Origin of the sequence: Hyella patelloides LEGE 07179 (assembly GCF_900659865.1) — a bacterium.
GTDB lineage: Bacteria > Cyanobacteriota > Cyanobacteriia > Cyanobacteriales > Xenococcaceae > Hyella > Hyella patelloides.
The window spans coordinates 1-20,678 of record NZ_LR213839.1 but is presented as its reverse complement, the minus strand read 5'-3'; the positions used below and the strand labels follow the sequence as shown (position 1 = coordinate 20,678).

Here is a 20,678-nt window from a genome sequence, read left to right as displayed (position 1 = left end):
TTAATTACTACCGATCAAACGCAGATACGCACCTTCCTGTTCTCGCAATTCTTCGTGAGTTCCTCTTTGGACAACTTTGCCCTGTTCCAAAACAATAATTTCATCACAATCGCGGATGGTGCTGAGACGATGTGCCACTACGATACAGGAACAACCGCGCCTTCTTAAGTTGCGGTCTACAATTTGTTCGGTTTCCGCATCTAAAGCACTGGTAGCTTCATCGAGAACGAGGATGCTAGGATTTTTCACTAAGGCACGGGCAATTTCCAAACGCTGTCTTTGTCCGCCACTCAGGTTCTGTCCTCCTTCACCGAGTTGAGCATCGTATCCTCCTGGTAACAATAAAATCGCTTCGTGAATAGCTGCATCCTGACAAGCTTTAACTAAATCTGCTTCTGGTATAGTAGTGTCCCAGAGAGTTAGGTTATCTCGAATCGTCCCAGCAAAGAGAAAGATGTCCTGTTCCACCATAGCTAAAGAATTGGCAAGAACGGAACGGGGTATTTGAGTACAGGAAATTCCGTCAAAGAGAATATCCCCCGACCAAAATGGATAAAGCCCGCAGAGAAGTTTGGCAATGGTAGATTTACCCGAACCACTACCACCCACTAATGCCACTCTTTGTCCTGGTTTAACAGTGAGATTTAGGTTTTCAATTAGAGGTGTTTCTAAGCTACTGTAGCCAAAAGTTAGCTGGCGTAGTTCAATCGAGCCTTGGAGTCGAAATGATTCTGGAGAAATGGAGAGATTGGGGGACTGGGGGATTGGGGGATTGGGGGATTGGGAGATTGGGGTTAGATAACTGCTAGAATTCTCTGTTACTCGGTGTCCATTGTTTAATTCTGGCTGATTACTATCCTGGTTTACTTGTACCAAATTTACAGAATTTATAGACCGATGGTTATTGGTGACATTTCCATTATTGCTACTTCTTGGTTCTTCTTTACTCCGAACAGTATTAATGCCATCAATCGGATTTTGCAGAACATCATCGAGACGATTTAAGTCGGCTTCTAATTCTTGTAGGGTACTGCCAAAGTTAATCAGATTGTTGATTGGTCGTAGAAAACTGGTAGCTAGTAGTAGATATGCCACCAGCATCCCAATACTCAGGCTACCGTCAATTACTCGAAAACCGCCGATAACCAGAATTGAAGCCGTAGCTAAAGCAGTTAGCAACGTCGGCAGTACAGTGAGAATTTGAGCTTGTAAACCCAATTTTTGTTGAGAATTAAGAGCTTTGGTATAGTAGCCAGCAAATTTAGTAAAGAGATCGGATTCTAACCCCGAAGCTTTAACAGTCTCAATCGCTTGAATTCCCCCAATGGCAACACCAGACACCTTGCCATATTCTTGAGCCAGGCTGATACTAGCATCAACCCGACTGCGAGATAAGGTTTGCAGAGCCACAAAATTAAAAACAGCGAATAAAATAGTGATGGTGGTTAAAAGGCGATCGTAGGTCAGCATCAGTAGAGCATAGAATCCCATCATCATCGTGTCAATGACAGTAGTGGCAAGGCGACCAGAAAGCACCTCGGCAACTTTATCATTGAGTTGAATGCGACTACTGATTTCCCCAGAGAAACGCTGGGCATAAAACCCTACGGGTAAGCGTAAAAGATGCCAAATAAACTGTCCTGACATAGTAACTGAAAGTTTAATTAACAGTTTTCGCAATGCTCTAAGCTGCATTCGCATCAATAATCCCTGCACAACAGCAGCCATAATCATCCCCAGTAGCATCGGTCGCAACCAGTCTTGTAAGTTTTCCACCAAAATGCGATCTACAAATACTTGGGTGAAGGCTGGTACCATCAGTCGAGGAAAGGTCAGAAATAGCCCTGTTAATAAACAGAAGATTAAAGCACGGCGAGAATTAGTCAGGCGGGAAGCTAAGGCAGAAACCATACTCCTCTTTTTGCCACCTTTCTGAAACTCCTCTCCTGGCTCCAAAACCAAAACAATTCCAGTGTAAGCTTCATCAAACTCTTGAAGGGAAACTTTTCTCGGACCAGTACCAGGATCGTTAAGATAAACGCCGTTTTTGCCAAACCCCTCCACCACCAGAAAGTGATTAAAGTTCCAAAATACAATATAAGGAGGATCGAGAGTCTTGAGATTTTCCAGGGATTTTTTTAATCCTTCGGCAATTAAACCGTAGTTGCGGGCAACTTTCAAAATGTTAGAAGCTTTACTGCCATCTCGCGAAACACCACATTTTTGACGTAACTCAGATAGAGGTACAATGCGATCGTAGTAACTTAGAATAATTCCCAAACAAGCAGCACCGCACTCCACTGCCTCCATTTGTATGAGGGTGGGAGTGCGAGCGCGATGGATTGTTTTTGGAGCATTCCATCTTATGATTTGTTGGTTATTTTTAGCTAGTTGCCAAAGTTTGACGATCACTAAAATTTGGTAGCAATTAGGTTAACAGGAATTAGAAAAGTAGATAAATCAACAAATATTGTTAGAAAAAAGGGAGATAATTGTATTCATTTTTTCTCCCTTAATCAAAAACTTATTTCTCTACTAAGAGAAACTGTTTAATTTAATTACTTAACTTATCTAGAGACCGTGGCAGTGAAAGTACCACTACAGCTAGCTGCAATTCCACCAGATACTGTTTCCAAGTCTTTTACGGATAACTGTGCATTTTCTGTAAAATCACAGTCTTTCTGCACGGTAACTTTTTCTAATTGTGCTGATTTTTTAGATACTTTAGACATTTTTTTCTCCATTAATTGAAAGAATAGATTTTCGTTTTCCTGAATTCAGGAATGATTTAATATTAATTGTTTATCTCAATCAAAAAAATATATTTCTGTATAAAATACAGTATTTTTTTCTAATTTAAAACCTATCAATTGTTTTTTGATATGAGCAAAAAATAGCAAAATATTATTTAGTTTGTCAATTTTAAAGTCCAAGTAATAAAAAAATGAACAATACTTATAGTTCGACAAAACGTAAAATATCTATTAAGACCGAATCGTATTTGAGCAAAAATAAGACCAAATTCAACTATCAATAACTTAAAGCCTTGCACAGTGCAAGACTTTAACTGTATATTTCTAAAGGATTTAAAGTTTAGGTTTGCTCAAGTATATTTAAATCAATGTTTTTTAGGTTCGAGATTTTCTATTCTGTCTAAAGCCTTTTTAGCTTTAAAAATAGCTCTCAAAAATGCTAATTTGCTATTCCAAGGTGAGCGTGGTAGAAGAGGAGATGAAGAATTTTCTCTGTTACTAGAATTATACTCTGATGATTCTGAATTTAAAGTTTGCCCATCGGCTACAGGTCTATCTTCTGGTGAATTAGAATTGGCTAACATAGCTAACATATTATTCTTAATCAATAAAACAAATGTGTTTCTTTAATTACTTGTAGCAATTGAGGTAGGCACAGGCTCTTGCTCTTCCTGCCAACTTTCTGGCCATTGAATACGGTCAGCAGTAAAATGAAGCGGATCGTTTTCTGGCCAACAAGCATTAATCGGTTCTTCAATCAAACTAAACTCTCCATTGTCAAATGGATTGCCCTCTGCCTTATATTTAAGAACTACTCTTTCCCGTATACCTTGTTTTTCTTGAGCAAGAGCGCGGTGGTGACAATAAGGATTGTTGCCTCTCTTGTTAAAGAAAACGTGAGCAGTCCAAGTACAGCCACCACGACAAAGTTCAGCGAATTCGCAAGTCTTACAAAAACCCCAAAGATGTTCTGTTCCTTTTGCTGTATCAGCACCTAAATTAAATCGTAGTTCTTCTGTCTCTTCGACGATTTTTCGTAGAGAATGATCTCGTATATTTCCCCCTGTGTAGGCTGAAGTAGGTAGTGAAGGACATCCTTTAATTGAGCCATCAGCTTCAATACCCAAAGAAGATAAACCAGCAGTACATCCCTGCCAAAATTTCCAGGCTTCTCCCTGTCCCCGAAGCAAACGTTCATAGGGTCCATAATAACCAATATTATTGCCAGGTTGGACTTGCACTCCTTCTTTTCTAGCGCGTTTAACGACACGAGCAATCATCGGATACAAATCTAATAATTCATAAGGTTGCAGCAGTATCTCACTATTATCTGCTGCATTACCCATTGGTACTGTCAACTGAATCTGCCAAGCGAAAATACCTGCGTCCCTTATACGTTCGTATATAAGGGGAAATTCAGGTGCAGAAAGACGGTTAATTTGAGTATTACAACCAAAACGAATACCGACTTCCTTAAGATGGCTCATGGTTTTAAAAGCCCATTGCCAAGAGCCTTGTTTACCGCGTAAGCGATTATGAGTTTCTTCCAAGCCATCGACTGAAACAGAAACTACTTTAATCCCTGCTTCTTTCATCCGTCGAGCAGTATCGAGACTAATTCCAAACCCTCCAGTGGTCATGCCACAGAGCATACCAGCCTCAGTAATTGCCTGAGCAATTTCTAGCCAGTCAGGACGTAAAAAAGCTTCTCCTCCAATTAGGGTAACTTCTTTGATTCCGACTTCTGCCAGTTGTTTCACCATGTCAAGAGCTTCTTCAGTGGAAAGCTCTTCGGCTCTGGCATCACCAGCACGAGAACCACAATGTTGACAAGCCAAATTACACTTAAGGGTAATTTCCCAAACAGCGTAACTAATTCGGCGATATTTCTTCATTCTAATTACCTCAAAATTTAATGTTGAACGATAACACCATTACTGGATAACACCATATACTGGTTGAGGATCGCCACATCCCCCCAAAACTGCTTCTAGCGTCTTTTCGCTTAACTCGTCAAAACTATTTTTGGCATCATCAGAATCTAATAACTGAGCTGTAAATGCTTCAAATTCTTCCTGAGTAAAATCATAGCCAGCTTCTCGCATAATTTGGCTGCATTCCTGTGGACTTTCAGCTCCTTCAATTTGAGCTTTGAAAACTTCATCTTGTGCCAATCTTTCATAAAAGGATTTAACTTGTTCTTGAGACATTTCTATTTCTCCTTAAAGTCAGAGTAAATTTTAATTACATAAACCTATTTTGTAGAAACATTTAGTGCAACTTCTCTACAGAATTTGGCAGTTTTAGAGATGATAAGTGAGGTATCTAATTTGCATTTGGGATTACTCTGTGACGACTATTTAAAATAAGACCGTGGTGCTAGTTGTAGTACCATATACTTGTGCAGAACCGCCTACCCCGAAAACTGCTTCTAGTGTCTTTTCGCTTAACCCTTCAAAACTATTTTCGGCATCACTAGAATCTAATAACTGGGCTGTAAATGCTTCAAATTCTTCCTGAGTGAAATCATAGCCAGCTTCTCGTATAATTTGGCTGCATTCCTGTGGACTTTCAGCTCCTTCAATTTGAGCTTTGAAAACTTCATCTTGTGCCAGTCTTTTGTAAATGGCTTTAACTTGTTCTTGAGACATTTCTATTTCTCCCTAAAGTCAGAGTAAATTTTAATTACATAAACCTATTTTGTAGAAACATTTAGTGCAAATTCTCTACATAATTTGGCAGTTTTAGAGATAAGTGAGGTATCTAATTCTATAATTCTAATTTGGTTTTATTCGATAACACCATAACATTGGTAAGTAGGTCTTCCCCCGAAAACTGCTTCTAGTGCCTTTTCGCTTAACTCTTCAAAATTATTTTTGGCATCACTAGAATCTAATAACTGGGCTGTAAATACTTCAAATTCTTCTTGAGTGAAATCATAGCCAGCTTCTCGTATAATTTGGCTACATTCCTGTGGACTTTCAGCTCCTTCAATTTGAGCTTTGAAAACTTCATCTTGTCCTAGTCTTTTGTAAAAGGCTTTAACGTGTTCTTGAGACATTTTATTAATCCTTCCAGTAAGAGATATCTTTCAATAGAGAAAACTATTTTTTAGCGAACATTCAGTAGTGCATAGAAAGCCCTGTGGAGGTAATTGCTAATCAAAACAATTATGGGGCAATTTTTGGCTGAATCTGAGTAAGCCTACTGCCAATAATGCAACTTTAAGAGTCGGAAAAGCTCTAGAAACCTTTTGATTTTTTATGCCTCCACTACTTTATCGGGACTACTTAGAAAGCTCATATTTAATGTATTGGTGGAATCCCATAAGTTTGTATAGGATTAGGATTAATTGGAAGAAGGAATCCACCAACAGCAGCTTCCAGCTCGGCTTCACCCAATTGTTCCGAATTCAATTCAGCACTAGAATCTAATAACTGAGCTGTAAATGCTTCAAATTCTTCTTGAGTGAAAATGTATCCCGCTTCTCGTACAATTTGACTACATTCTTGTTTAGTTTTGGCTTTTTCGATTTGAGCTTTAAAAACTTCATCTTGTGCCAGTCTTTCGTAAAAGGCTTTAACGGCTTTTTGAGACATTGTATTAATCCTTCCAGTAAGGGTAATCTTTAATTAGATAAAATTATTTTTCAGCGAACATTTGATAGTACATAAAGAGTAGTGAAAGTAATTGCCAGTTCTGATAATTAGTGGGCAATTGTGGGCTAAAGCTGAGTAGATTTATTGCAAGAAAAGCAATTTGGAGAGTCGGAAAAGCTCTAAAACCCCTAATTTTTCACCTCCACTGTTTTTGTTTTGTCGGGACTACTATAATCCTGGTGGAAGCCCATAAGCTTGTACAAGATCAATTACTTTTTCTAGAAGAAATCCACCAACAGCAGCTTCCAGCTCGGCTTCACCCAATTGTTCCGAATTCAATTCAGCACTAGAATCTAATAACTGAGCTGTAAATGCTTCAAATTCTTCTTGAGTGAAAATGTATCCCGCTTCTCGTACAATTTGACTACATTCTTGTTTAGTTTTGGCTTTTTCAATTTGAGCCTTAAAAATTTCATCTTGTGCCAGTCTTTCGTAAAAGGCTTTAACGTGTTCTTGAGACATTTTATTAATCCTTCCAGCAAGAGATATTTTTCAATAGAGAAAACTATTTTTCAGCGAACATTCGGTAGTATATAGAGAGCTGTGAAGGTTACCAATTAAGAAAATATGGGGCAATTGTTGTTTGAAGCTGAGTAAATCAGTTGTAAATCATGCAATTTGGCGAATCGGAAAAACTCTAAAACCCTTTCGATTTTTAATTCCTCCACTATATTTGTCGTAACTACCAAAATTCTATTGGAGAAATACCATACATTGGTATAGGATCACCAATTAATTTTTCTTTCAAGAATCCACCAACAGCAGCTTCCAGCTCGGCTTCACCCAATTGTCCTGAATTGAATTCAGCACTAGAATCTAATAACTGAGCCGTAAATGCTTCCCATTCTTCTTGAGTAAAGATATAACCAGCTTCTCGCACGATTTGACTACATTCTTGTTTAGTTTTGGCTTTTTCAATTTGAGCTTTAAAAACTTCATCTTGTGACAATCTTTCGTAAAAAGCTTTAACGTGTTCTTGTGACATTTGTATTTTTCCTTAAAGTAAGAGCAAAACTGAATTACATAAACCGATTACTAGGGTACCCAATCGGGCGGAAGTCCATAAGGCGGTACAAAATTTATTCTATTTTCCTGAAATAAAGCGTTAATTCCACCAACAGCAGCTTCAAGCTCTATTTCGCTTAATTCTCCCAGATTTACTTCAGTATTTGAATCCAATAACTGAGATGTAAATGCTTCAAATTCTTCTTGAGTGAAATCATAACCAGCCTCTCGCACGATTTGGCGACATTTTTGCTTGCTTCCAGCTTTTTGAATTTTGGAGCGAAAAGCTTCATCAACTGCCAGCCTTTTATAGAAGGCTTCAACATTTGCTATGGTCATATACTCTTCTAAATAGGATTAAAGCTAGGTTTTGTCAGTCCACCAAAATAATAAAATTTTTCAATTGTGGCAATTGAACTCTATTCAAGTGGGTGTTGCCACTTGACGATCTAGTAAAGAGGGATTGTAATTATCCGTAATTACTTGCGGACAACGCATACAAGCTGATTTTCCTTCCTGTTGCCACCATCGACAGTCTCGACGTATGGGACATGGTGGTAGCGTCTCTGTTGCTACGGATAACTGATTTGCCACCCTCGTTGCCAGACCGCAATTTTGACCATCAAAATGCTGACAACCATTACCCGCGCATTCACCTGCGATGCGAAAAACTTCTGTCGGCGTAACTGGAGAAGCAACAGAGAGCAAATCCTCTGTTACGGGCTGAGGCTGCTTTAAGTAATTTACACGAGGCTCATCTACCGTGCCACCAACTACCCCAAAAACAGCACTATTTTTTGTTTCTGGTCTAGCACTGGGACAAAGTGGCATTTCTGTTTTTTCCTGATTAGAAATTTCTTTAAGAATGTCTTTTTTCACAGTACAATGTTCTCCATCTCAAAATTTTTTCAGGTAAGAGTTTAAAAAGCAGCACCTAAATTTTTTGTTGTAAAGAATCAGAATAGATTGCCCCAATTAAACTCTGTTTAATCAAAAAGGTTAATCTAGATCCGTAATCATAATACCTCCCGTAATAAGAAATGGCTGACCACCACGTATATCTTCTAACTGTTCTTCAGATAAAGACGTTTTTTCTTTGGGAGCTTGCTTTCTTCTTTCCTCTGCATTGGCAATGGATTCATCAATGAATTCCTGGGAAACATTATGGGAAACATCATTGAATTGATGAGGCTTTTTCGATTTCATTCTGGTTTCTCTTGAATAATCACTTAATAATTAGGCGTTGGTAAATCAAGGTATGATTTTGTTATTTTATGACCTTGAAAATCATTTTAAAGGCTTAAAGCTTAGAACTTAAAACTTAAAGCTATATGCGAAGCGGTATCCTTTAGGGCAAGCCGAAACACTCTGTAGGTCATACATAAAATTAGCAACACCAATAATTAATTTTGAGGCTTCCATAGAAAGCTAGAAGTTTTCCCCAGTCATTTAACCTTCCATTCGCTCTTTATTTACATACTGATAAAGACTACTTATTCTTTATTTCAGGATCATTTGGTAAAGGAAATAAGCCGTTAATCAAAGGGGGAAGACCACCATCAATCTGTTCCAATTCTTCCTCAGATAAAGATAGTTCTTCTGCTCGTGTTTTAAGTGATTGCTTTCTTCTTTCTTCGGCATTGGCAATGGATTCATCCATGAGTTCTTGAGAAACATCATGAGATTGATTGGGCTTTTTCGATTCCATTTTGATTTCTCCTTAATTATTAATAATTGCTGAACTTTCTAGAAAGCTGGAAGATTGATTTTATTGATTAATCTACTTACTATTAACTCATTATTCGCTTACCGAGCGAGACTATTAGTCTCTATAAGTAATACCTGATGTTGTCACATCCATACCGCCACTAATCTGTTCTAATTCTTCTTCAGATAAAGATAGTTCTGCTGCTCGTGCTTTCAGTGATTGCTTTCTTCTTTCCTCTGCATTGGCAATGGATTCATCTATGAGTTCTTGAGAAACATCATGAGATTGATTGGGCTTTTTCGATTCCATTTTGATTTCTCCTTAATTATTAATCACTGGGCTTTTAGAGAATCCCAGAAGATTTACTCTGTTGCATTGACAATGAATTCATCCATAAGCTTCTTAGATTATTGCTGTCTAACACCTCCTGTCTCAAAAGGGGGAAAACCACCATCAATCTGTTCCAATTCTTCCTCAGATAAAGATAGTTCTTCTGCTCGTGTTTTAAGTGATTGCTTTCTTCTTTCTTCGGCATTGGCAATGGATTCATCCATGAGTTTTTTGGAAACATCATTTGATTGATTGGGCTTGTTTAATTCCATTCTGGTTTCTCCTTAATCGCTAATTAATAATTGCTGGACTTCCTAGAAAGCTAGAAGATTTTCTTGATTAATTTACCTTTTTCTTTACTCATTATTCGTTTGCTTTTCAAGACTCTTATTATCTAGACCAGATACCTGTTGTACTACCACCACCAGGGAAACCACCATCAAACTGTTCTAATTCTTCTTCAGATAAAGATAGTTCTTCTGCTCGTGCTTTCAGTGATTGCTTTCTTCTTTCTTCAGCATTGGCAATGGATTCATCAATAAGCTCCTTAGAAACATCATTTGATTGATTGGGCTTTTTAAATTCCATTTGGGTTTCTCCTTGAATTATTAACAACTTTAAAGCTTAAAGCCTCTGGCACTTTGTAACCAAACTCTTTGGCATAAACTGCTCTAGGATTAGCGAATAACTTTTGCTTTAATTTCTCGTCTTACCAAGGTTTCTAGAGTAATCGATGGAAAATATCCGCTTTATTTTGCAAGCCTATAACTTACATTTTTATCCGAATTTTCAGATAATAAACCTTATAATTACGTTCAATTATTGACTAATTAAAATGTAAAACTTTATTCTTATTTCTTCTAGAGTTTTCTGTATCTTTTACAGTATTTTTTTTCGTTCGGTTAATTCAAATAAATAAGTAAAATAATCAGCATCAACAATCTCTTCTATCTGTTGCTGATGTTAATGTCTATCAATATCTAACTTAAGCTTTACTTCTAAATGCAATAATATTATTGCCAGTTAAATGTAGATTAGCTTAAATTTAAAATAAACTATGGTTCATTTTCAAACTAGGTACAAAAACTTTCGCCACTGGAATATTAAAGGGTGGTCGGGTTAAATTGACACGAAAAATATTGTTGTGACCAGCTAGAGAAAGGCTTTCTAAAATCTGAATATAATCTTGGATAAGATCATTTCCACTCATATCGCTCAATATTTGCCAGTTTGTACTACTTTCTATCTGGTCAAAATAAGCATATACTTTAGATGGCACATCTTCCGATTGATAAGAATTTTTATTTGCTAAGTCTTCACGAGAGCCATGAATGAAGGTTAGACGTGACTGAGCAGCTTCGGTAATTGCCCGAGTAGCTGCAATAGAAGCACTAAGATGCGATCCATAACCCATGTTAACCATGGAGGATGAACTAAAAGGATTTTTATCTAGCAAAACCGCCCAAAAAGTATTTATTGGTATACTACTTTTCACCCAGATCAAAACAAGTTTAATGCCAGCTTTTAAAAGCATATTGTATAGTTTTGCAACAGGTTTATCATCCACAGTTTCCAGGTTGATAAATTTACAATACTTTTGAGTAAGATTCATCCGACCATTAGTAATTAAACTTGAAATCGCATCCCGCTCAATGACCTCATAAAGTCCATGTAGCGTAGCTTCTACAAGGTGATTCCCACTAGCCAGACCGTTACTACTAAAGGGATATAACATTGGTGAGCAAAGGTAAACACTGCTGGCTGGTAGCCACACTTTTTCACCTGAAAGCAAGTTTTCTGCTCTTTCCCAATCAACTATAAAATCACCACTGAAAAATTTATCTGTTTCGTAAAAAGGGAGAATCTCAGGTTGAACAACACTGTCTCCTGTTTGTTGGATTGACCTAAAACTATCTCTTTCCAATTCACTGGTTGGATTTTCAGCATGAAATATTTCAAGTGCTTCCATTAATGCTGAAACCTTAGCATCAACATGGCGCAAGCCTTTGCCATTAGCAATTTGAATAATACAGCCATGAGGTCGAATAGCACAGTAAACAGGAATTCCTATGCGATCTAATCCTGTAACATCAGCACATCGAGTAACACCTATTTTAGATAAATAAGGCTTGATTCTCGCCAGGGTGGATTCTGGTGCTATCAAACGATGTGTGCCACTGATGTAGCCCTTGAGAAGAATATTTTTTATTTCCACTGTATTAAGCATATTCATTTTCAATTAGTTGTGCAGCTTTCCCAGTAATCTGCAATTCTCTCAGTAAAACCATTTCAAAATTCCAAAAAAGACCGAAGTAGCTTGGTCCTTGTTTGACAACCCACTCTACAAAAGCAATTTGCGTTAATAATGTTTTGTGAGAATGAAAATTTAAGCTATTAGTTTGTGAATAATTAGTAAAATCAACAATACTACGATCTTTTTCTAATTGTTCAATATAATCATTCAAATAATCTGGGGAACAAGAAATCCCATTTAGTCTTGCCCAATCAAGAAGAAAACAACGTTGCGATAACTTTAACCACATATCGGATGATTCAAGATCATTACTTTTAGAGTCAGCAACTGGAAGTGCGAAATCGCTTTTGCTCTCTTGTTCGCATTTCTGCCATTTTATCTGTGATTTTTTGAAATTAGGTTTAATAGTGTTTTCTGCAAACTGTAATTCTTTTTGAAGTGCTAGCTGAAAATTCCCATTTAATCCAAAATAATTTGGTCCTTTTTTAGTCATCCAATCAACCAAGGCGCGTTTTTCCAACAACACCCTGTATTTTGTATGGGTTAAACCGTTAGCTTGCAACCACTCTTGATTGTAGTCAATTTTGTGTTCTTGTTCCCATTGTTCGATATAAGCATTTATGTAATCATTTGAACAGCATACGCAATTTTGCCTCGCCCAATCGAGCAAAAAGTGTTGCTTTGAAGTAGTTTTGTATATCTTAGTCAGCAGCGAGGAATTTTTTCGTATCTTCTGCAAAACTTCTTTCCCTTGTACAATACCCTGTGAACTTTTAAAGCCACTTAATAAAAGAGAAGTATACTCCCAATGTTTATTTGTTGATGAAAAAGAGCTAGAAAGTAAACTCGATTTTTGTCGATCTTGCTGTTTATCTTTTAAATTGGCACAGTAGCAAAGGACTTTGCTAGCATCATGTCTTTTAAGGTCGATACAGTTAGTAAGAAAGTAATGCTCGAGTTTTGCCCGATTTTCTGAAGACCAGCTTTTGAGAATAGAACTATTCAGAAGCTGACGATAAGAACGATCTGGATAATATAGTTTTTTAGCATATTCGGTCAGTTGTTGTGCTTGCTTATTCGTTAGGCAATGGTCTTCAACTGCTTTCAACAAAGTGTAGCGAATATTAACTAATGGTTCGGAAAGAGGACGAAAGTTTTCTTCCTGAGTAGAATGCAAAAGTGCTACTTCGTCGTCACCATCAATTACACCATCACGATACCATTCAAAAATAGTGCCATAACCAACCATACCAAAGTTATGTAACTCCGCAGCTCTTAATGCTCCCATGCTTGATGCACCAAGCACCTGAATACCTTGCGCCATAGCATCAAAGATTTCGCGCTGCCAAACTGAGGGCGTACTATGAAAAACACCGTCTATCAAAACAATAGTTTTGACACCAAGAGTCGTAATGCGATAAATATCTCCTTTACGAGCAGGAGGATAGTAAACCGCATCAAGCAGAGCGCGAGCTTGAGTCTGGGGTAAGGAAGGACCTAAAAACACAGCTATAGATTTGGACATATTCACTGTTGGCTCACTTTAAAATTAAGTTGTTTAAGAGTAGCTGTAGCTTTTTATTTAAAGTATGTCAGTATCAATAATGCCCACTCGTTTTCCCTGACTAGAGACAAGGGCTGCTAAACACACAGTTATATTAGTTTTTCCTGTTCCTCCTCGATAAGAATGAATTGAAATAATTTTAGACATACTGATACCTCAGACATTAGATCGTAATTAGTAAGCTTGATTAACTGTTAAATCCCAACAGAAGGGGAATTAGTCAATTTTGGTTCTGAACTCTGTTTTCCCAGCATTTGAAGGCGATTGAGCATCCATTTAAATCGAGAAGCAGCCAAATTTAAATTATCTAAACTGTCTGAATTCAGTTCATCTTCATAACTAAAAGACTGTTGTAGAACTTGACCGCTACTATAAAAACCTCTGCCATAACCCAGTCGATTAATAGTATCTCGAAACCTTTCAGCAGCTAAAGTTGCCACTACTAACTCAAATCGAGCAGCCCAACCCAAATCTTGCTGTAATTTTAGTTTTAGCGATCGCCCTGGAATGGCTAATAATAGAGAATCTTCCACCGTAACTACGGTAGTAGAGGCTAGCCTAGTATCGCCAAAAGGCATTTCGCCAATAAATTCCCCTGGTCGCACTGTAGCAATTTCTTTGCCTAAACTTTGAGTATTACTAGTTCCCAAAGCAGCAAAAGCTCGATCTAAAGGATTGATTGCGGTTTTGGCGATCGCAACTTGTGCCAATCCTTTTAATAGTAAGTAAAGCATTTCTGCTGGTCTGCCTTCTTGAAGTAGAATATTACCTGCTTTCAACTGTTGACAATTTCCGTTGCTAACCAACCAATCAATGTCGCTGTCATGGAGTCGCCCAAAAGCAAATAAAACTTCTCGGCTTTGAGTTGGTGTAAAATTTAGTTTAGTAGTACGAAGCTGTAGTGTTAAATTTAATAAACGCTCTGTGAGTAATAGCGCAACTCCTCGATAAAATCTGGCAGCAAAACCAATATCTTGTTTCAGTTTTGCCTTTAGTTTCTCTTGAGAAATCATCAGTACCTCTGATGGCAGCTTAGTCCTAACATTATTAGAAGCTGCTCTAGTTTGAATCAACAGTTCTTCTCCAGCAACATCGCCACTTTTTAATTCGACCAATGTCGCGTTCTAAAGTTGGTTGCTCTTCTAGTGCAGCAAAAGCTCGTTCGAGAGTATTATCACCACCTTGAGAGGCAGAAATCGTCAGGCTACCATCAATTAGCCAATAAAAGGCTGAAATCTGCTGACCAGCTTTAATTAAAAAGCGATCTGCATCGACTTTTCGTCTTTTACCCACAGTCATGAGCCAGTCAATATCGCTATTACTGAGTTCCTGTAAAAGAGTTTGACTCATTACAATTCTTCTATTTTAAGAGCTAATTTTAACCATACAATTTCAGCATTAATTAACTACAGACTTCTCTGTACGGCATACAGTGTTAAAATTTCTGGCTTTATCCAAAACCTGTAATCTGTAACATATTAAATTTCGTCCCAGCCATTTTTCTGCTTGTCCAGTTCATTTCCAATATACTCGTGCCAAATTTAATCCACGAGAATTAACCTTGATGGTTCACAAAAAATTATGAATTTTTCTTTTCTAATTGTTGCAATAGCTTGAACAATAAGACTTCATCTAACTCTGTCAAGTTTGTAGTCATAATTCTAATTGAGTCTACATAGCCTAAATAGATTTCATACTTTTGCTGTTTATCGGCAGGAATTTTATCAAAGGAAACTCCTTTTCCCCAACGATGAATAGTATTTGGTTTGATTTTTAAAAGTCTGGCAATTAAATTGATACATTTCTCTCGATAGCCATGTTCGGATTCTATTGCTAAAATTTGTGCTTCTGTAAAACGAGGTCTACCGTATTCATTGGTGGCTTCCAAACCAAACCAGCGACGACAAAATATCTTAGGATGTATACCTTGGTTGTAATGAACGCTAGTTTTTAAAATTTTCTTGGTTAGATCGACTTTATTTAAAGAATTAACTGAAATACTATTTTTTGTGTTCATAAGACCAGATTCTTTAATGATTAAAATTTCAATAATTTTTCTTCATTTGGCGTAAAGCTCTTAGTTCTCAAGATCGTAGAAGATGAATGTTGTTATAACTGTATTTGGCTTTTTGAACTTTAATGTAGTCTTCTACTGAATTTATCTGTGTCCCAATGAAGAGCCACTAATTGGCGATCTAAGAGTAAATTTCTTGCAGCTATTCTAAATAAACTGTGGTTAAGTAAAGTCAAAAGTCACAGATTATCTCGATCCCATTGATCCTGCTTAGTTTGCTCTTTTTCAAGGATAAAGGACTTGATGGAACTCCGCTCCCTCAAGCTGTCAGACCGCGCATAGCCGTCAGTACAGGATTTATAAACGCCTAAAGTCTCCCCAGGCGATGACCCTTCTGCATTTTGTAGCTAATCAAGACGCGACAAAGACAGTATGTGAACGTTATTCAATGGTACGCGATCGCACTTTTAAGGTAACTTCATGAGAGGTAGCAAGAGGATATTCAAAGCTAAACAATGAAAATATTAGGACAAATAAACAAATCACTAAAAGCTCTTCCCATTCGTCGTACTGCGACTATGGCCAAGAATGATTGCTATGGCTTGCCTAATAGCTTCTGCTTGAGATAAAACTTGCTGAAAATGGAACTTGAGCGGTGAGAGACAGCATAGGTTAAACCTTCATGCTGAGGTTTATATTTTTGGGATACGATGACACAAGCTTTGATATGCAGAATAATAGATTTATGAGCAAGATTGAAGCGATAATTTTTCTCAATAATTTGTATTGTGCTACAAAAAGAAGCATCTTTTGGCGACATAAAATTGATTTTTATGGCAGTTTCTTTGGCATCTTTAATTGTTTTTCAACTCAAATTGCGAGGACTATACTGTATTTTCTCCGCATTAAAATCTTTAATCTTTTCAGGAACGACAATCAGGTAATATCAACAACATCAGACCAATACTAAATAATTGAAATTTTAGATATTGTTAACATTTATCTGGTTTATCTAAAAAATTAACTACAGTATGATAGGCGTGACATATCATGTGTTCTCTGATTACTGATGTTGACTCTCATCACCTCAATTTCTTACCATTAATATTTGCATAATCAGCCATCAAATCCAGTTTAAACATAATGACCATCAAGATTTACAATAGTCTCACCCGTCGTAAAGAACCTTTTCAGACCATCGAAGAAAATCAGGTGAAGATGTACTTCTGTGGCATGACCGTATATGACTATTGCCACCTGGGTCATGCAAGAGCTTGTTTAATTTGGGATGTGGTACGCAACTATCTAGAATGGTCTGGTTATCAGGTTACATATATTCAAAATTTTACTGATATTGACGATAAAATTCTCAAACGGGCAAACCAAGAAGGTACATCAATGGAAGATGTTTCCGAACGCTTTATCGAAGCTTATTTTGTAGATATGGAACGTTTAGCAATTCGTCCTGCTGATGCTTATCCTCGCGCTACCCATAGCCTAGATGGCATTAAAAGATTAGTAGCTGAATTAGAACAAAAAGGCTTTGCTTACCCTGCGGATGGAGATGTTTATTACTCTGTGAGAAAGTTTCCTGAATACGGTAAACTATCGGGTAGAAAGCTCGAAGATCTGCAAGCAGGGGCTAGTGGTAGAGTAGAAAACACCGAGGCTACCAAGAAACAAGACCCCTTTGATTTTGCTCTCTGGAAGGCTGCGAAAGAAGGCGAACCCTCTTGGGAGTCTCCTTGGGGTAATGGTCGTCCTGGGTGGCATATTGAATGTTCTGCGATGGTCAGAGAAAGATTAGGAGAAACTATTGATATTCATATGGGTGGTAGTGATTTAACTTTTCCCCATCATGAAAATGAAATTGCCCAATCTGAAGCAGCAACAGGAAAGCAGTTAGCTAACTATTGGATGCATAATGGCATGGTAAAGGTAGATGGCGAAAAAATGTCCAAATCTTTGGGCAACTTTACCACTATCAGAGAGTTATTAGATAGGCCTGTTGACCCGATGGCAGTGCGCTTATTTATTTTACAAGCACAGTATCGCAAGCCTGTAGACTTCACTAAAAAAGCAATCGAAGCTGCGACTAATGGTTGGGAAACCTTACAAGAGGGCTTATTATTTGGACAGAAATTCGGTCAACAGTTAGGGTTTAGTGACTCCCCTGTAACTTCCGAATCGATTAAACAAAAATTCCAAGATGCAGTAGACGACGATTTTAACTTTGCTGGTGGGTTAGCTGTCATATTTGAAATTGCTAAAGAATTACGCAAAGAAGGTAATGTAATAGTGCATCAAGGCAAAACTGCAACCGATGCCAAAGAATTAGAAATGCAATGGCATACTTTAGTGGAATTAGCTAATGTCTTAGGTTTCTCTGCGAAGTTAGATGAAGCTATAGATAGTAATAACGATAATTTAAGTAATAAAGCCATTGAAAACCTAATTGAACAGCGTAGAGAGGCTAAAAAAGCCAAAAATTGGGCTGAATGCGATCGCATTAGAGAGGAACTCAAAGCCCAAGGCATTACTTTAATTGATACCAAAGAAGGCACAACCTGGCATCGTTGAAATTAATTCGAGAACGTTAAAATACCCAATTAGCTACAATTAGTATTATTGTTTACAGTTAAACTACTTAGTGATTTTCTCTTGATAAAGATGAAACTCAATACCAAACCATACTTAGAACAAAAAGCTAATTGGGTACAAAATGGTCGTGTTATTCTGGCTCAGTACGACACAGAGTCGATTATTGTCTATCAGGCTTATCGTCCTTCTATCGGTCATTTTGCAGCTAGTAAAGGTTATTTCGGTGGTGATTTTAAACTTTCTCGGATGACCTGGATTAAACCAAATTTTTTGTGGATGATGTATCGTTCGGGATGGGGTGCGAAAGAAGGACAAGAAGTTGTCTTGGCTATTCGTCTGAAACGTTCGGCATTTGATTATATTCTCGCAGCAGCAGTTCATTCTACCTACACTCCAGAAATATACGACAGTAAAGAAAGTTGGCAAAAAGCAGTAGCAAAATCTGATGTTCGCTTACAATGGGATCCCGATCGTTCTCCTGGGGGTGGAAAATTGCAGCGTCGAGCAATTCAGCTAGGTTTACGAGGCGATGCTATTAAAAAATATGCCCAAGAATGGATAGTTGATATTGAAGATATTTCCGAATTTGTCGCCGAACAACGTCAACACGTAATTACTCAAAATTATGATGCTTTACTAACTCCTACTGAACATATTTATGAAGTTAAAGATCGAGAAATCGCCAGAAAATTACAATTAACCACTAACTAATGAGTAATGAGTAATGAGTAATGAGTAATGAGTGACAACGAGCAACCAGTGATAAACCACTAAGCACTTTCCTACTGTAGCAGTACGAATAAACGTTAGGGCATTTTTTTTATTTGCTATTTGCTATTTTCGAGCCGATATAAGTATTTCTTAAAGTAACTTTGTACGGCTATAACGCTTTGGCACAATAATATAACCAGTAGTTTCATCTCCTAAAACTAAATTTTTGGCTTCTCCCCAATACCACCAATAAGCAGCTACATAAGCACAAATTAAACTATCTAATCGATCCTCGATCGCTTTTAAATTTTTTCCTGTTACATTACGATCGAGATCGGGTAATCTTGTATCGCCTGCTAAAGAAAGTTTTGGCTCTAACTGGGGTAAAACAGTAACAATATAATTTCTGAGTCTGGCTAATTCTTGCTTTTTATCTGCTAGTTTGCCTTTTTTATATTTCAAAATTTTATCCAAACCAAATAAATGCACTATGGCAGGATGGGGAAAGACTTCTATTTGATATCGACCCAATTTTTGCGGTGTAATTTTCGGTGCATGGATAAAACCTTTTTCTTGTAACTTATTACCAAAGCCCACAGTACGGCTGGCAAAAGGGCGATTTAAGTTAGCAGGATAACAACCTGCATGATATTTACCAAAATATTTGTGAGTTAGTTTATCGGGTAATCTCGTTCCTGTTTCATTGGGAATAATTGTTGGCGCATCTACCGCTACTAATGCTGATTCTTGAGGGGATACCCACTTATCTAGCCAGTTAAAAACTTCTGCTAATTCTAACTTTGTAGTGATATCGAGTATTCTTAATTGATTATTGCGCCACTGTAAACAACACAAGCCACTTGCACCAGATACCCAACCAAAATCAACCCCGATAAATTTCATAATTAAGTAATCTTTATTGTGCTGAATTTAGTTAGAATTAAAGTGGTAATACTTCAGTTTTTTATTAAAATTTACTAACGAAAAAATAGTTAATTTGAGTGCTTGCTATTTAGTTTATTTTATGTTATTTTCAATTTCATAATGGGAATAGTTGCGCTTGTAGTTGAGAGTCACCACTCCCATTATAAAAACTAAAATTAGAATACCATCCAGCGATCGCTTTTGTCAACCCCTCTTTACTAAAGAAAAAATTAAGAAATAATTAGTCTTGATGGTGTTGTTGATTTATGACAATAACTTTAAAACACTATGCAGACTATTTTGCTATAGCTTTAGAAATTGGATTACCAATTAAAGAAGAAATTATTACTTGGGCAGATAATTTAATTTTAAATAATTCTAAGCCATCAATGTGGGCGATCGATTTAGCTACCAGTCACAATAAAAGTATTCAGGATACTATTGGTTTATTAAGAGAAGTACCAGAAGAGAGCGATCTAAATATTTCTTTTAAATTAATAATTGCTAAAATTAGTATTTTATACAATTTTGTTAAAGAAGAAGATTATCCAATATTAAGTAGTTTAGGTAATTGGTATAGAGTTAATCACGCAAAAATCAAGCTCGATCTACATTTTATGTCTGCTTTTGAAGTTATGTATAATGAACCAAGATATATATGGCAGTATTTTTTTGATGAATCAGAAATACCAGAGTATTATCAAGAGTTAATTGTTATTGGGAAAGATTATATACAGTATTTACCAATATAACTTGTATTTTGTCTATAAAATATAGTTGTAATATTTGTCCGCAGATGAACGCAGATTTCTCTTGGTGCGCCTTCCTTTGCCCCCAAATGCGATGGGGATAAACGGATTAAAAATTCCGCAGGTTCGCACCGCAACACAGATAACTTTTATAATTATTGCTCCATAAAATAAATTTGAAATGACCATTTTACATTTTTGTCAGAAATTATAACATTAGTAAATTCAGCAACTTCAAAATAGCCAGATTTTATATATAGCAATACGGGGTTAGGTTAGCAGGGTAAGAGCATCTCAAACCCTATTGACAAAAGGATTGTAGAACAGTCATCATATAGTCATTATTCATAGCTGCGCGCTTCATTTTTTGACGCAGACTACGCTTGAGACTCTTCTCTTGATTCAG

27 protein-coding genes and 1 pseudogene are annotated in these 20,678 nt (G+C 37.0%); 3 read left to right on the top strand and 25 right to left on the bottom strand.

Going from position 1 to position 20,678, the window contains the following annotated elements; translation table 11 throughout:
• The 24 genes and pseudogenes from H1P_RS38265 to H1P_RS13360 form a co-directional block, all read right to left on the bottom strand.
• The gene (locus tag H1P_RS38265) at positions 1-2,370 is read right to left on the bottom strand and encodes an NHLP family bacteriocin export ABC transporter peptidase/permease/ATPase subunit (RefSeq protein WP_342799577.1); all 2,370 of its coding nucleotides are present in this window, start codon (positions 2,368-2,370) and stop codon (positions 1-3) included.
• 197 nt (positions 2,371-2,567) lie between these two features.
• The gene (locus tag H1P_RS36055) at positions 2,568-2,732 is read right to left on the bottom strand and encodes a hypothetical protein (protein ID WP_186375955.1); all 165 of its coding nucleotides are present in this window, start codon (positions 2,730-2,732) and stop codon (positions 2,568-2,570) included.
• 386 nt (positions 2,733-3,118) lie between these two features.
• Positions 3,119-3,337, bottom strand: a complete 219-nt coding sequence (locus H1P_RS13465; RefSeq protein ID WP_144867919.1) for a hypothetical protein — start codon at positions 3,335-3,337, stop codon at positions 3,119-3,121.
• A 42-nt stretch (positions 3,338-3,379) separates the two neighbouring features.
• Positions 3,380-4,648, bottom strand: a complete 1,269-nt coding sequence (locus H1P_RS13460; protein ID WP_144867917.1) for a nif11-class peptide radical SAM maturase 3 — start codon at positions 4,646-4,648, stop codon at positions 3,380-3,382.
• Between the two features lie 39 nt (positions 4,649-4,687).
• Positions 4,688-4,963: a Nif11-like leader peptide family natural product precursor gene (locus tag H1P_RS13455; RefSeq protein WP_144867915.1), complete on the bottom strand. Its 276-nt coding sequence runs from the start codon at positions 4,961-4,963 to the stop codon at positions 4,688-4,690.
• A gap of 150 nt (positions 4,964-5,113) precedes the next feature.
• The gene (locus H1P_RS13450; protein WP_144867912.1) at positions 5,114-5,404 is read right to left on the bottom strand and encodes a Nif11-like leader peptide family natural product precursor; all 291 of its coding nucleotides are present in this window, start codon (positions 5,402-5,404) and stop codon (positions 5,114-5,116) included.
• Between the two features lie 137 nt (positions 5,405-5,541).
• Complete coding sequence (locus tag H1P_RS13445) at positions 5,542-5,814, bottom strand: Nif11-like leader peptide family natural product precursor (protein ID WP_144867910.1); 273 nt, start codon at positions 5,812-5,814, stop codon at positions 5,542-5,544.
• 244 nt (positions 5,815-6,058) lie between these two features.
• Complete coding sequence (locus H1P_RS13440; protein WP_144867908.1) at positions 6,059-6,352, bottom strand: Nif11-like leader peptide family natural product precursor; 294 nt, start codon at positions 6,350-6,352, stop codon at positions 6,059-6,061.
• A 228-nt stretch (positions 6,353-6,580) separates the two neighbouring features.
• Positions 6,581-6,874, bottom strand: a complete 294-nt coding sequence (locus H1P_RS13435) for a Nif11-like leader peptide family natural product precursor (RefSeq protein WP_144867906.1) — start codon at positions 6,872-6,874, stop codon at positions 6,581-6,583.
• 220 nt (positions 6,875-7,094) lie between these two features.
• Entirely contained in the window at positions 7,095-7,397 is a 303-nt protein-coding gene (locus tag H1P_RS13430) for a Nif11-like leader peptide family natural product precursor (protein ID WP_144867904.1), read from the bottom strand.
• Between the two features lie 50 nt (positions 7,398-7,447).
• Positions 7,448-7,756, bottom strand: a complete 309-nt coding sequence (locus H1P_RS13425; protein WP_144867902.1) for a Nif11-like leader peptide family natural product precursor — start codon at positions 7,754-7,756, stop codon at positions 7,448-7,450.
• Positions 7,757-7,840: 84 nt separating this feature from the next.
• A complete protein-coding gene (locus tag H1P_RS13420; RefSeq protein ID WP_144867932.1) occupies positions 7,841-8,248 on the bottom strand; it encodes a nitrogen fixation protein in 408 nt (135 codons plus the stop codon).
• A 168-nt stretch (positions 8,249-8,416) separates the two neighbouring features.
• Positions 8,417-8,623: a hypothetical protein gene (locus H1P_RS13415; protein ID WP_144867900.1), complete on the bottom strand. Its 207-nt coding sequence runs from the start codon at positions 8,621-8,623 to the stop codon at positions 8,417-8,419.
• A gap of 283 nt (positions 8,624-8,906) precedes the next feature.
• Positions 8,907-9,125: a hypothetical protein gene (locus tag H1P_RS13410; protein WP_144867898.1), complete on the bottom strand. Its 219-nt coding sequence runs from the start codon at positions 9,123-9,125 to the stop codon at positions 8,907-8,909.
• Positions 9,126-9,239: 114 nt separating this feature from the next.
• Positions 9,240-9,434, bottom strand: coding sequence for a bacteriocin (locus H1P_RS13405; RefSeq protein ID WP_144867895.1), 195 nt, complete (start codon positions 9,432-9,434; stop codon positions 9,240-9,242).
• Positions 9,435-9,532: 98 nt separating this feature from the next.
• Positions 9,533-9,727 (bottom strand): hypothetical protein, encoded by a 195-nt coding sequence (locus H1P_RS13400; protein WP_144867893.1) that lies wholly within the window; start codon positions 9,725-9,727, stop codon positions 9,533-9,535.
• 118 nt (positions 9,728-9,845) lie between these two features.
• Positions 9,846-10,043 (bottom strand): hypothetical protein, encoded by a 198-nt coding sequence (locus H1P_RS13395; RefSeq protein WP_144867891.1) that lies wholly within the window; start codon positions 10,041-10,043, stop codon positions 9,846-9,848.
• A gap of 457 nt (positions 10,044-10,500) precedes the next feature.
• On the bottom strand, positions 10,501-11,688 hold the full coding sequence (locus H1P_RS13390; protein ID WP_222427048.1) for a YcaO-like family protein: 1,188 nt from the start codon (positions 11,686-11,688) through the stop codon (positions 10,501-10,503).
• Positions 11,675-13,234 carry a TfuA-related McrA-glycine thioamidation protein gene (locus H1P_RS13385; protein WP_144867889.1) on the bottom strand — a complete coding sequence of 520 codons (1,560 nt, stop codon included), beginning with the start codon at positions 13,232-13,234 and terminating at the stop codon, positions 11,675-11,677. Before H1P_RS13385 ends, H1P_RS13390 begins: the two co-directional genes overlap by 14 nt.
• A 63-nt stretch (positions 13,235-13,297) precedes the next feature.
• Positions 13,298-13,420 (bottom strand): annotated as a pseudogene (locus H1P_RS13380) (ParA family protein); the annotation flags it as partial.
• Positions 13,421-13,467: 47 nt separating this feature from the next.
• Positions 13,468-14,388, bottom strand: a complete 921-nt coding sequence (locus H1P_RS13375) for a cyclic nucleotide-binding domain-containing protein (protein ID WP_144867885.1) — start codon at positions 14,386-14,388, stop codon at positions 13,468-13,470.
• The gene (locus H1P_RS13370; RefSeq protein WP_144867882.1) at positions 14,333-14,623 is read right to left on the bottom strand and encodes a hypothetical protein; all 291 of its coding nucleotides are present in this window, start codon (positions 14,621-14,623) and stop codon (positions 14,333-14,335) included. The genes H1P_RS13375 and H1P_RS13370 overlap by 56 nt, the downstream gene beginning before the upstream one ends.
• A gap of 229 nt (positions 14,624-14,852) precedes the next feature.
• Positions 14,853-15,290, bottom strand: coding sequence for a hypothetical protein (locus H1P_RS13365; RefSeq protein ID WP_144867880.1), 438 nt, complete (start codon positions 15,288-15,290; stop codon positions 14,853-14,855).
• Positions 15,291-15,882: 592 nt separating this feature from the next.
• Entirely contained in the window at positions 15,883-16,107 is a 225-nt protein-coding gene (locus H1P_RS13360; RefSeq protein WP_144867878.1) for a hypothetical protein, read from the bottom strand.
• Positions 16,108-16,430: 323 nt separating this feature from the next.
• Between H1P_RS13360 and cysS the strand changes: the two genes are divergently transcribed.
• Both cysS and H1P_RS13350 read left to right on the top strand, forming a co-directional pair.
• Positions 16,431-17,867 (top strand): cysteine--tRNA ligase, encoded by a 1,437-nt coding sequence (gene cysS, locus H1P_RS13355; protein ID WP_144867876.1) that lies wholly within the window; start codon positions 16,431-16,433, stop codon positions 17,865-17,867.
• A gap of 90 nt (positions 17,868-17,957) precedes the next feature.
• Complete coding sequence (locus H1P_RS13350) at positions 17,958-18,599, top strand: DUF4291 domain-containing protein (RefSeq protein ID WP_144867874.1); 642 nt, start codon at positions 17,958-17,960, stop codon at positions 18,597-18,599.
• A gap of 150 nt (positions 18,600-18,749) precedes the next feature.
• Here the strand turns inward: H1P_RS13350 and H1P_RS13345 are convergent, their stop codons facing one another.
• A complete protein-coding gene (locus tag H1P_RS13345; protein ID WP_144867872.1) occupies positions 18,750-19,502 on the bottom strand; it encodes a DUF429 domain-containing protein in 753 nt (250 codons plus the stop codon).
• 287 nt (positions 19,503-19,789) lie between these two features.
• On the opposite strand from H1P_RS13345, the gene H1P_RS13340 reads away from it, so the two are divergent.
• Positions 19,790-20,275 (top strand): hypothetical protein, encoded by a 486-nt coding sequence (locus H1P_RS13340; protein WP_144867870.1) that lies wholly within the window; start codon positions 19,790-19,792, stop codon positions 20,273-20,275.
• Positions 20,276-20,678: the final 403 nt, after the last annotated feature.

What these genes read in the sequence shown, in the direction of transcription:
- H1P_RS13455 (WP_144867915.1), bottom strand. Translation starts at nt 4,963, where the DNA reads ATGTCTCAAGAACAAGTTAAATCCTTTTATGAAAGATTGGCACAAGAT.
- H1P_RS13385 (WP_144867889.1), bottom strand. Translation starts at nt 13,234, where the DNA reads ATGTCCAAATCTATAGCTGTGTTTTTAGGTCCTTCCTTACCCCAGACT.
- H1P_RS13425 (WP_144867902.1), bottom strand. Translation starts at nt 7,756, where the DNA reads ATGACCATAGCAAATGTTGAAGCCTTCTATAAAAGGCTGGCAGTTGAT.
- H1P_RS13465 (WP_144867919.1), bottom strand. Translation starts at nt 3,337, where the DNA reads ATGTTAGCCAATTCTAATTCACCAGAAGATAGACCTGTAGCCGATGGG.
- H1P_RS13430 (WP_144867904.1), bottom strand. Translation starts at nt 7,397, where the DNA reads ATGTCACAAGAACACGTTAAAGCTTTTTACGAAAGATTGTCACAAGAT.
- H1P_RS13350 (WP_144867874.1), top strand. Translation starts at nt 17,958, where the DNA reads ATGAAACTCAATACCAAACCATACTTAGAACAAAAAGCTAATTGGGTA.
- H1P_RS13390 (WP_222427048.1), bottom strand. Translation starts at nt 11,688, where the DNA reads ATGAATATGCTTAATACAGTGGAAATAAAAAATATTCTTCTCAAGGGC.
- H1P_RS13360 (WP_144867878.1), bottom strand. Translation starts at nt 16,107, where the DNA reads ATGTCGCCAAAAGATGCTTCTTTTTGTAGCACAATACAAATTATTGAG.
- H1P_RS13340 (WP_144867870.1), top strand. Translation starts at nt 19,790, where the DNA reads ATGACAATAACTTTAAAACACTATGCAGACTATTTTGCTATAGCTTTA.
- H1P_RS13345 (WP_144867872.1), bottom strand. Translation starts at nt 19,502, where the DNA reads ATGAAATTTATCGGGGTTGATTTTGGTTGGGTATCTGGTGCAAGTGGC.
- H1P_RS13410 (WP_144867898.1), bottom strand. Translation starts at nt 9,125, where the DNA reads ATGGAATCGAAAAAGCCCAATCAATCTCATGATGTTTCTCAAGAACTC.
- H1P_RS13395 (WP_144867891.1), bottom strand. Translation starts at nt 10,043, where the DNA reads ATGGAATTTAAAAAGCCCAATCAATCAAATGATGTTTCTAAGGAGCTT.
- cysS (WP_144867876.1), top strand. Translation starts at nt 16,431, where the DNA reads ATGACCATCAAGATTTACAATAGTCTCACCCGTCGTAAAGAACCTTTT.
- H1P_RS13460 (WP_144867917.1), bottom strand. Translation starts at nt 4,648, where the DNA reads ATGAAGAAATATCGCCGAATTAGTTACGCTGTTTGGGAAATTACCCTT.
- H1P_RS13400 (WP_144867893.1), bottom strand. Translation starts at nt 9,727, where the DNA reads ATGGAATTAAACAAGCCCAATCAATCAAATGATGTTTCCAAAAAACTC.
- H1P_RS13415 (WP_144867900.1), bottom strand. Translation starts at nt 8,623, where the DNA reads ATGAAATCGAAAAAGCCTCATCAATTCAATGATGTTTCCCATAATGTT.
- H1P_RS13445 (WP_144867910.1), bottom strand. Translation starts at nt 5,814, where the DNA reads ATGTCTCAAGAACACGTTAAAGCCTTTTACAAAAGACTAGGACAAGAT.
- H1P_RS13420 (WP_144867932.1), bottom strand. Translation starts at nt 8,248, where the DNA reads ATGCCACTTTGTCCCAGTGCTAGACCAGAAACAAAAAATAGTGCTGTT.
- H1P_RS13435 (WP_144867906.1), bottom strand. Translation starts at nt 6,874, where the DNA reads ATGTCTCAAGAACACGTTAAAGCCTTTTACGAAAGACTGGCACAAGAT.
- H1P_RS13440 (WP_144867908.1), bottom strand. Translation starts at nt 6,352, where the DNA reads ATGTCTCAAAAAGCCGTTAAAGCCTTTTACGAAAGACTGGCACAAGAT.
- H1P_RS13450 (WP_144867912.1), bottom strand. Translation starts at nt 5,404, where the DNA reads ATGTCTCAAGAACAAGTTAAAGCCATTTACAAAAGACTGGCACAAGAT.
- H1P_RS13370 (WP_144867882.1), bottom strand. Translation starts at nt 14,623, where the DNA reads ATGAGTCAAACTCTTTTACAGGAACTCAGTAATAGCGATATTGACTGG.
- H1P_RS36055 (WP_186375955.1), bottom strand. Translation starts at nt 2,732, where the DNA reads ATGTCTAAAGTATCTAAAAAATCAGCACAATTAGAAAAAGTTACCGTG.
- H1P_RS13405 (WP_144867895.1), bottom strand. Translation starts at nt 9,434, where the DNA reads ATGGAATCGAAAAAGCCCAATCAATCTCATGATGTTTCTCAAGAACTC.
- H1P_RS13365 (WP_144867880.1), bottom strand. Translation starts at nt 15,290, where the DNA reads ATGAACACAAAAAATAGTATTTCAGTTAATTCTTTAAATAAAGTCGAT.